Here is a 3,399-nt window from a genome sequence, read left to right as displayed (position 1 = left end):
GCTATTTTAAACCATGGCTACAAATTAAACAATCTAAAAAGGAGCGATGCTTCCTCCCCTCCCTAAAGGAAGGGGTATCCGCATCGATATTTTGATGAAGTAGCCCCGCTTGATGTAGCTTTGCCCCCCGCTGTGCACTGTTTTTGAGGGGATAAACTTGGGCTCTGAAACGATCGGGACGCGGCTTAGAACAGCCATCGAAGCGCCCATTCCGAACCCTTTGGGGCCAATATTGACAAAGAAGTGGGCATACTTTTCTTTTAACCCCTCATAGAGGCGTGGCGAGAGGGTTCCACTAAACTCTGAGAGGAAAATGATATCGGGGTTTTCCTTATGGATAAAGGTGCAGAGCTCCTCCATCCGCTCCCCTGCTGTCCGCATCCCTCCGTATGCAGAGGGAAGACTTCCGGGGAACATGCAGACGTTGAGGTGGAGAACTTGTGTCTGTTCAGGAAGGAGCTCCTCCTCTTCCCCTTTCCAGTAGGTGTACCTTTTTGAAGAGCAAAGCTTGATCAGGTGACTTCCTATGGCTAAAGGAAGGGAAAAAGCCATCCCTAGACCGCACAAAATCCTTTGGGCGATGTTTTCGATCGGGGAAAAAGCGTGCTCTTGAAAGTACCAAAGCACACTTTCTGCTCGGTTAGCGATCGTTAAGCTGTCGCAATCTTCTTCAATCATTATGGGAATTTTATCTTAATGGGGAAAATTTGACAATTTTTTCTCAATCCCCTACCTAAAAGGAATGCGCTGGAAATCTTTACTTCTTCTCCCATTAACTCTCTTTGCTCAGCCAAAAGGACTCGATGTTCAGTCTGGACAGCTCTCCTTCAAGGATGGAACGATCACCCAATCCAGCGCTAAAGCAATTGCCCACTGGGACGATTTTTCGATCAGCAAAGGTCAAACCCTCCGCTTTGTTCAGCCAAGCAAAGATGCAGCGATTCTCAACCGCGTCGTAGGCAAAAATATCAGCCGAATTCTCGGTAGCTTAAAGGCAAATGGAAATGTCATCTTGATCAACCCCAATGGGGTCTACATCTCAGGGGACATCCAAACTGCCGGATTTATCGCTTCAACGGCAGATGTCTCGAATGAAAACTTCTTAAGCGGTAAAGAGCTTGTTTTTGGGGAAACAAGTGGAGAAATTAACAATGCAGGCCACATTTCGTGTCCTGGTGGGGATGTGTTCCTCATTGCGAAAAAGATCGATAACTCAGGGGAAATCGAGGGGCATCAGGTCATTATCCGTCCTCATAGTAATCCAAAAGTGCTCATCCGAGCAGACGATACCGATATCTCCTCCCCTTACAAAAAAGCAATCTCCCATGCAGGGACCATCCGCGCTTTTGCGACCAATGAAGAGGATGGAAAGATTTACCTCGTGGCTGTCGAAGGAGCCACCGAAGTCGATGGCACCCTCATCGGTGATGAAGTGCACGTCCTTGGCCAAGAGGTCACCTTAAAGGAAAACACCTACATCGATGCCTCGGGACCAAGTGGTGGAACGGTTCTGATTGGTGGCGATTACCAAGGGGCAAATCCTGAGATTCTCAATGCAAAAAATGTCTATGTTGCTCCCGGTGCCGAAGTCAAAGCAGACAGCACTGGCAGCGGTGATGGAGGGAAGGTTATTTATTGGTCTGATGGTGTCACCACCGTCGGCGGTGAAACAAACGTCCGTGGCGGCCCTGAAGGTGGAGATGGTGGCTTTGTGGAGGTGTCAGGGTTGAAGACTTTCTACTATCGGGGGCGGAGTGATCGATCTGCCCCTCATGGAAAATCGGGAATGATCCTTTTTGATCCCGAAACCGATATTGTGATTTCTGGAGGATTAACAACCGGGTTAATCAACGCTCCTAATTACATCCCCGACGGAGCAGGTCCTTATAACTTGAGCACAAACGACTTAACAACAGAGTTAGACTCGGGAGATGTGACAATCAACACCTTTGGAGCCGGGGCAACGACTGTGGGAAGTGGGGACCTCACCTTTAATGCAGGGGTTTCCTGGAGTAGGAATCGCTTGACCTGCACCGTTGGCAATGATGCGGTTTTTGCAGCAGGAATCGCTGTAACAAACTCTGGACCTGGGGATTTTACGGTCAACGCAACCAATGGAATCACGGTAAATTCAGGAGCTACCGTATCCAACACGGGAACGGGATCCATTGTATTTAGGGGAAGCGCTTCTAGCAGTACAGCTATTACTATCGATGGAGGAACGGTTTCAACGGTTTCGGGAGCCATTGACTTTAATAATGTTGGCACAATTGATAACCAACTGAGAGTTGCAAATGGGGGAATATTATCAACTTCATCAGGAGCGATAACACTCAAAGGTAGGTACGCCACACCTTTTAGACACAGCTCAGGCATTTCTATAAGTGGACAGAACACCAAGGTTCTAGCAGGAGCTGGGGGATCAATTACAATCGATGTTCCTCAGTTAAATGGACGTAGTAATATTGGGGTATTGATTGAAAACTCAGCAGAAATCTTAGCAACTGGGGATGCGCCCATTACAATTACAGGTAGGTCAAGGGGAGGGCGTAGCCAAACCGATTGTCCAGGAATCCGCATTTACGATAGCAAATTAGAAACTGAAATAGGCGATATTAGCCTGATTTCTATTGCACAAAGCATTAATACTTTGGGAGGAAGTGTTCAAGCAGGAACTCAAATCAGAGGGAGTGACCTAATTTCTAAAGGAGGAGATGTTTTTATTGATAGCCATGTCACTGGAGTAAACTATGGAGAAGCAACTGGTCTCTATACTGCAGAGTCAACAATTGCAACAGTAGGAGAGGGAGAGATTTCTATTTTTGGAGATGGGGGAAACACCAACAATACACGTTCCATTTCAGCTTCAATCAGTGTAGACCTTTTTCTCACAACCATAAGTAGTGAAAATGGAGAGATTCATATTGAAGGTCAGCGAGTGACTCATGGTGGAGGAACTCGAATTAGGGGTGGATCAATTACAACAACAGGAACTGGAAACATTCAGATCGAAGGATTTACGACTCCAGGGGTAGTTAGAGGGGCATTTGCAGAGGCTCAGTATGGAGTGCGTATTATAGGTGGAGCTACTATTTCAGCAACAGGAGCGACAGGAGGCATAACACTGCGTGGGGAAGGATCTTACCTACCCGGCATTTCGATCGAGCCAGGTCTGGTGAGCACTGTAGGAGGAAGAATCTACTTTGAAGGAACGGGAACAGACCTTCCCTCTTTTACTATTAGCTCTGCTGGTCCTAGGATAGAGCTTCTTGATTCTAGCTCGGTTTCATCAAAAAATGGGGGAGTGTAAAAATAACTGTGTAAATGGAATGTTGAATGAGAGATAATAGCCTTTCACTCAATAGAAAAAAGGCCGGAACGTAGAATACGTGGAGGCCA

Annotated in this window: 2 protein-coding genes; one reads left to right on the top strand and one right to left on the bottom strand. The window is 46.9% G+C overall.

Annotated elements, in window-relative coordinates:
* Positions 1-33 precede the first annotated feature (33 nt).
* Positions 34-678, bottom strand: a complete 645-nt coding sequence (locus NEPTK9_RS09240; RefSeq protein ID WP_194848543.1) for an endonuclease/exonuclease/phosphatase family protein — start codon at positions 676-678, stop codon at positions 34-36.
* Between the two features lie 64 nt (positions 679-742).
* Here NEPTK9_RS09240 and NEPTK9_RS09235 point away from each other — a divergent pair, with 64 nt between their 5' ends.
* Entirely contained in the window at positions 743-3,310 is a 2,568-nt protein-coding gene (locus NEPTK9_RS09235; RefSeq protein WP_194848542.1) for a two-partner secretion domain-containing protein, read from the top strand.
* The last annotated feature ends 89 nt before the right edge of the window (positions 3,311-3,399 follow it).

The organism is Candidatus Neptunochlamydia vexilliferae, from assembly GCF_015356785.1.
Lineage (GTDB): Bacteria > Chlamydiota > Chlamydiia > Chlamydiales > Simkaniaceae > Neptunichlamydia > Neptunichlamydia vexilliferae.
This window is presented reverse-complemented; position numbering and strand designations above follow the sequence as displayed.